The sequence below is a fragment of the Actinomadura sp. GC306 genome, assembly GCF_004348665.1.
Lineage (GTDB): Bacteria > Actinomycetota > Actinomycetes > Streptosporangiales > Streptosporangiaceae > Spirillospora.
On the sequence record NZ_SMKM01000349.1, the window covers coordinates 1 to 6102 of the forward strand.

At 75.1% G+C, this 6102-nt stretch carries 6 protein-coding genes; 3 read left to right on the plus strand and 3 right to left on the minus strand.

Features of this window, described 5'->3' with window-relative positions:
• Window positions 1–33: 33 nt before the first annotated feature.
• Window positions 34–288 carry a hypothetical protein gene (locus E1200_RS30270; RefSeq protein ID WP_131955543.1) on the minus strand — a complete coding sequence of 85 codons (255 nt, stop codon included), beginning with the start codon at window positions 286–288 and terminating at the stop codon, window positions 34–36.
• Window positions 289–513: 225 nt separating this feature from the next.
• Here E1200_RS30270 and hemE point away from each other — a divergent pair, with 225 nt between their 5' ends.
• Complete coding sequence (hemE, locus tag E1200_RS30275; protein WP_347813248.1) at window positions 514–1527, plus strand: uroporphyrinogen decarboxylase; 1014 nt, start codon at window positions 514–516, stop codon at window positions 1525–1527.
• On the opposite strand, the gene E1200_RS30280 is transcribed toward hemE, so the two are convergent.
• A complete protein-coding gene (locus tag E1200_RS30280; RefSeq protein ID WP_165950527.1) occupies window positions 1524–2510 on the minus strand; it encodes a DUF4349 domain-containing protein in 987 nt (328 codons plus the stop codon). The two genes, hemE and E1200_RS30280, sit on opposite strands and share 4 nt — an antisense overlap.
• Before the next feature lie 114 nt (window positions 2511–2624).
• Window positions 2625–3749: a hypothetical protein gene (locus E1200_RS30285; RefSeq protein WP_131955549.1), complete on the minus strand. Its 1125-nt coding sequence runs from the start codon at window positions 3747–3749 to the stop codon at window positions 2625–2627.
• A 126-nt stretch (window positions 3750–3875) separates the two neighbouring features.
• Between E1200_RS30285 and hemG the strand changes: the two genes are divergently transcribed.
• Entirely contained in the window at window positions 3876–5348 is a 1473-nt protein-coding gene (hemG, locus tag E1200_RS30290; protein ID WP_131955551.1) for a protoporphyrinogen oxidase, read from the plus strand.
• Complete coding sequence (hemQ, locus tag E1200_RS30295; protein ID WP_131955553.1) at window positions 5305–6003, plus strand: hydrogen peroxide-dependent heme synthase; 699 nt, start codon at window positions 5305–5307, stop codon at window positions 6001–6003. The genes hemG and hemQ overlap by 44 nt, the downstream gene beginning before the upstream one ends.
• The last annotated feature ends 99 nt before the right edge of the window (window positions 6004–6102 follow it).

Consider the following 6102-nt stretch of genomic DNA (forward strand, 5'->3'; position numbering starts at 1 on the left):
GCACAGGTGGTTTCGTCTCGGGGGCCGGGCCGTTCAGGCCACGGCCCGCGCGGTGGCGGCGCGTCCGGTGCCGCGGCCGGTGGCCGGGCCGTGCGCGGGGGCGGTGGTGGGCTCCGGGGCGGTGGTGGCCGCGCGCTCCCGTGCGGGAGGCGGCGCGGGCGGCGGCGCGCCGACCAGGACGGCCGAGCCGCAGTCGACGCACGCGCGTTCCGGGCACTCCCCGCCGTGCCCGTCCGGGCATGGCGGCTGCTCGAACGCACGTTCATCACCGCAGGTGGAGCAGTACAAGGGGGACCTCCCTCGGCTATGACACGCATCACGTTCGCACGCGCCGGTGACAGAATGCGGGACTTCGCTCGGCGTGTCCGGAAGTTCGTCCCGCCACAGGGGCCACCCGCGTCCCCCCTCGCAGCCTATTCATGGGACCATCGCACCGTGACCGCAGACGCTGCCCGCCCCGATGACGCCGTGCGCCCGCCCGACGACGGCGGGCTCTCCGCGAGCCCCTTCCTGCTGGCCTGCCGCAGGCGGCCGGTCCCGCACACGCCCGTGTGGTTCATGCGCCAGGCGGGACGCTCCCTCCCCGAGTACCTCCGGGTGCGCGAGGGCGTCCCGATGCTGGAGTCCTGCACCCGGCCGGAGATGGTCGTGGAGATCACCATGCAGCCGGTGCGCCGGTACGGGGTGGACGCCGCCATCTTCTTCAGCGACATCATGGTGCCGCTCAAGGCCATCGGCGTGGACCTCGACATCAAGCCGGGCGTCGGCCCGGTCATCGCCGACCCGGTCCGGGACGCGGCGGGCGTGGCGGCGCTGCGCCCGCTGGTGCCCGACGACGTCTCGTACGTCACCGAGGCCGTCGGCGGCCTGGTCGGGGAGCTGGGCGCGACCCCGCTGATCGGGTTCGCCGGCGGCCCGTTCACGCTGGCCTCGTACCTGATCGAGGGCGGCCCGTCCAAGAACCACGAGCGCACCAAGGCCATGATGTACGGCGAGCCCGAGCTGTGGGCCGACCTCATGGACCGCCTCGCCGACCTCACCATCGCGTTCCTGAAGGTGCAGGTCGCGGCCGGTGCGAGCGCCGTGCAGGTCTTCGACTCCTGGGTCGGCGCGGTCGCCGAGGAGGACTACCGCGCCTCGGTCCTGCCGCACACCCGCCGCATCTTCACCGAGGTCGAGCCGCTCGGCGTGCCCCGCATCCACTTCGGCGTCGGGACGGGCGAGCTGCTCGGCCCGATGGGCGAGGCGGGCGCGGACGTCGTCGGCGTCGACTGGCGGGTGCCGCTGGACGAGGCCGTCAGCCGCGTCGAGCCCGGCAAGGCGCTGCAGGGCAACCTCGACCCGGCGATCCTGTTCGCCCCGTGGGAGACGGTGGAGAGCCGCGCCCGCGACGTGCTGGCCCGGGGCCGCACCGCCGAGGGGCACATCTTCAACCTGGGCCACGGCGTCCTGCCGTCCACCGACCCGGACGTGCTGGCCCGCCTCGTGGAGCTCGTCCACGAGGCGAGCGCCGAGGACGCACGCTAGTTCTCGCCCTGCTCGCCAGCCGGTGCGGCGGCCTTCCGTTGCTCCGCCCCGGAGCCGGGGCCGCCGCCCGCGCCGGTCGAGCGCCGGGTGCGCCGGCGGCGCACCAGCGCCAGCGCCGGAACGGCGAGCACGGCCGCCGTCACGAGGAAGGGCAGCAGCCAGCCGACCACCATGGCGACGCCCCCGACGAACGCCGTGAAGTCGTCCCAGCCGTTCTGCAGCCCGCCGATGAACCCGCCGCGTGAGTCGTCCTCGGGGTCCTTCGGCGCGTCCTTGGACACCAGCGTCACGGTGACGGTCGCGAACTGGGTGCGGTTCTTCAGCGACTTCTCGCGCGCCTGCAGGGCCTCCAGGTCGGCCTCGCGCTCGGCGATCTCGTTCTCCAGCCGGATGATCTCGTCGATGGAGCCGGCGCGCTCGTACAGCTTCCGGAAGGAGGCGAGCGACGCCTCCGCGGAGCGCACCCGGGCGGCCACGTCGGCGACCTCGCCGGTGACGTCCTCGGCCTCCTGGCTCAGCGACAGCTTGCTGCCGAGGTCGGTGCCGAGCGTGTTGAGCAGCTCCCCGTAGCGGTCGGCGGGGATCTTCACCGTGATCTCCGAGCGCGGCGGGTCGGTCCTGCTGGACTCCTGCTCGACGTAGCCGCCCGCGTCCGTGACCAGCCGCTTGGCCTTCGCGGCGGACGCGTTCACGTCCTCCGCCCTGACCCGCAGCGACGCCGTGTGGACGACCTCGCGCGCCGCGGTGAGCGGGGCCCGCCGGTTCGCGCCCGTGCCCTCGCCCTCGTCGGCTCCCGCCGGTGCCCCCTCGCCGGGCTCCGCCCCCGCGCCGCGCTCACCGCTCGTGGCGGCGGGGGCGCGGTGGGCGGCCCCGCCCGCCGGTTCCGAGCTGTCCGAAGCACCGTCGCCGCCCCCGCACGCGGCCAGCGCCCCGGCGAGCAGGAGGACGACGAACGCCCATGTCACGTGCCTGACGCCTCTCACGATCCCCATGCGGCTTGGACGAGGTGCCGCATATCACCGTTCCTCCTGATGGATCGCGAAACGAGCACGAAGCAGGCACGCGGCGGTCACGGGGGCGGGGCCCGGCCGCGCTCGTCAGCCGTCCCGCAGGACGACCGGGCCGCCGATGTTGACGGTGCCGAGCGTCCACAGCGCGCCGGTGCCGGGGACGACGGCCAGCGCGGTCGGGTTGACGCTGCTCCGGTTCGGCACGGCGGTGGTCGGCACCCGCTCCCACGCCCCGCCCGCGTAGCGCAGGAGGCCGGGCTCGGCGGGTGCGTCGACCGCGTGCCCGACGATCCACAGCGTGCCGTCCTCGCCCTGGACGATCTCGCTGAAGCCGTTGAGGCCGGCGGGCGGCGCGACGCTCGTCCAGGCGGTGCCGTCCCAGCGCATCAGCAGGGGGACGTTCGACGGGCCGGGGTCGGTGTAACCGATGGCCCACGCCTCGGCCGGGGACACCGCGACCATGCCGGTGAAGCCGACGGCATTCCCGGACGGCCGGTTCACCGGAGCGTCCCGCCACTCACGCCCGTCCCAGTGGCGGGCGACGAGGGCCGGGTCGTCCTGCGCGGCGGTGCCGAGCGCCCACACGTCGTCGTCGGCGCGGACGTGGACGGTCTCCACTTCGATGCCGGGGAGGGCGGCCACGTGGGTCCAGGTGTCACCCGTCCGGCGGTGGACGTCGGTGCCGGTGACGAGCCACACCCCGGACGCGCGGGCCTGCAGGTCGGCGCGCCCGGCGCCCGGCGGTAGGGCCACCTGGGCGAACGCGGAGCCGGTGAAGCGCGCCAGGTAGGGGGTCGTCGCGTTGTCCGCGCCGTACTTGGGCCCGGTGATCCAGACGTCCTCGGGGCCGGCGGCGTCGACGTCCATGATCGTGCCGCGGTTGCGCAGGCCCTGGAGGTCGTACTCGACCCAGCGGCCCGCCTGCCAGCGGCGCACGACCGGATTGCCGGGAATGAGGGTGCCCGTTCCCGGGATGGGGCCGGGGATGACCAGCTCGCCCTGGTTCCCGGCGATCCACACGCTGTCCGGGGACGCGGCGGCGACGTCGTAGAGGTTGTTGTTCGGCCAGAAGAAGGGCAGCGGCACCGGCTCGAAGCCGCCGCGGGCCGCCGCGGACGCGGGGACGGCGAGCCCGGCGGCCAGCCCGGTGGCCAGCACGGCGCCGGCGGCCGCGGCGCCCGCGGCCCGGAAGGGGGTTCTCCAGCGGTTCATAATGCCAGTATCCACTGGCGAGGTTGGAGTGGCTTGTCAGTCCGTTGACAGAAAGACCGCGCTTCCCGCGCACTTCTCCACCGGCCCCGGTGCGCGATCCGGCGCGGCGTCTGGGAGGCTGGGGGCATGAGCACGTCCCACGCCGTCGTCGTCGGCGGCGGCATCGCCGGACTCGCCGCCGCGCGCCTGCTGGCCCGGGGCGGCGTCCGCGTGACCGTCCTGGAGGGCTCCCCGCAGATCGGCGGCAAGCTGCGGGTCAGCGAGATCGCCGGGATCCCGGTCGACGAGGGCGCCGAGTCGATGCTCGCCCGCCGCCCCGAGGGCCTCGACCTCGTGGCCGCTCTCGGCCGGTCCGGCGAGCTGGTCAACCCGGGCACCACCTCCTCGTCGATCTTCAGCCGCGGCGCGCTGCGGACGATCCCGTCCGGGCAGGTCATGGGCGTCCCGTCCGACCTGAGGGCGCTGGCCGGCTCGCAGGTGCTGTCCCGGGGCGGGCTGGCGCGCGTCCCGCTCGACCTCGTCCTGCCCGAGACACGGCGCGGCGCCGACGTGTCCGTCGCCGACTACATCGGGGCCCGCGTCGGCCGCGAGGTCGTCGACCGCCTCGTCGAGCCGCTGCTCGGCGGCGTGTACGCCGGACGCACCGAACTGCTGTCGTTCGACGCGACGCTGCCCGCGGTCGCCGCCGCCGCGCGCTCGCACCGCTCGCTGCTGCACGCCGTCAAGAGCATCCGGGACGCCGCGCCGAAGGACCCGGGCCCGGTCTTCGCCACCCTGCCGGACGGCCTCGGCACGCTCCCGCACCTCGTCGCCGACGACATCACCGCCGCCGGCGGGACGATCCGCACCGGCGCGACGGTCCGCGAACTGCGCCGCCGCCCGGACGGCTGGCGCCTCACCATCGGGCCCACCCGCGACCCCGAGCACCTCGACGCGGACGCGGTGCTGATCGCCGTCCCCGCGGCCCCCGCGGCGCGGCTGCTCAAGGAGGAGGTCCCCGCCGCCTCCCGGGAGCTGGCGGACATCGAGTACGCCGGCATGGCGATCATCACGCTCGCCTACCGGGCGAGCGCGTTCCCGCGGCTCCCGGACGGCAGCGGCTACCTCGTCCCCGCGGTGGAGAGCGCGACCGAGCACGGGGGGCGGGGCGTCAAGGCCGTCACGTTCAGCTCGGTGAAATGGCCCCACCTGCGCGACCGCGCCCCCGAGATCATCGCGGTGCGCTGCTCCATCGGCCGGTTCGGCGACGAGCGGGCGCTGCAGCAGACCGACGCGGAGCTGGCCGCGACCGCGATGGCGGAGCTCGCCGCGACCTGCGGCGTCACCGAGCTGCCCGCCGAGACCCGGGTGACCCGGTGGGGCGGCGGGCTCCCGCAGTACAACGTCGGCCACGCCGACCGCGTGGCCAGGGTCCGGTCCGCGGTCGCCGCGACGCCGGGGCTCGCGGTCGCGGGCGCCGCCTACGACGGCCTGGGCATCCCCGCGTGCATCGGCTCGGCGCGCGCGGCGGCCACCCGGGTGCTGGACCACCTGCGCAGCCGAGAAGGAGCAGACCATGACGCAGCCGACGGGCAAGTCCAGGGCACGCGAACTCAATGAGGTCATCCGCTACACGATGTGGTCGGTCTTCCGGGTCACCAGCCCGGGGACGCTCGGCGAGCAGGACGCGGCCGAGGTCCAGGCACTCCTCGACCAGGCCGCCGAGAAGGACGTGACCACCCGCGGCGCCTACGACGTCGCCGGCCTGCGCGCCGACGCCGACTACATGTTCTGGTGGCACGCGCCCACGTCCGACGACCTCCAGGAGGTCTACACCCGGTTCCGCCGCACGGCCCTCGGCCGCGCCAGCGAGCCGGTGTGGTCGCAGATGGCGCTGCACCGCCCGGCGGAGTTCAACAAGAGCCACATCCCCGCCTTCCTCGCCGACGAGGAGCCCCGCGCCTACGTGTGCGTCTACCCGTTCGTGCGCTCCTACGAGTGGTACCTGCTGGAGGACGGCGAGCGCCGCGCGATGCTCGCCGAGCACGGCAAGATGGCGCGCGACTACCCCGACGTCCGCGCCAACACGGTGTCGGCGTTCGCGCTCGGCGACTACGAGTGGATGCTGGCGTTCGAGGCCGACGAGCTGCACCGCATCGTCGACCTGATGCGCCACCTGCGCGGCGCCAAGGCGCGGCTGCACACCCGCGAGGAGATCCCGTTCTACACGGGCCGCCGCAAGCCCGTCAGCGAACTGGTCGCCAACCTCGTCTAGGCGCCGGACCGGGCCCGCCGGGGCGGCGCGCCCCGGCGGCGGCGCCCCTCACTCGCCTCCGCCGCCTCCGCCGCCCCACCCGCCGCCTCCGCCGTAGTC

Bases quoted from the DNA above. Each gene is read 5' to 3' on its own strand.
- E1200_RS30285 (WP_131955549.1), bottom strand. From the start codon at position 3,749: ATGAACCGCTGGAGAACCCCCTTCCGGGCCGCGGGCGCCGCGGCCGCC.
- hemG (WP_131955551.1), top strand. From the start codon at position 3,876: ATGAGCACGTCCCACGCCGTCGTCGTCGGCGGCGGCATCGCCGGACTC.
- hemQ (WP_131955553.1), top strand. From the start codon at position 5,305: ATGACGCAGCCGACGGGCAAGTCCAGGGCACGCGAACTCAATGAGGTC.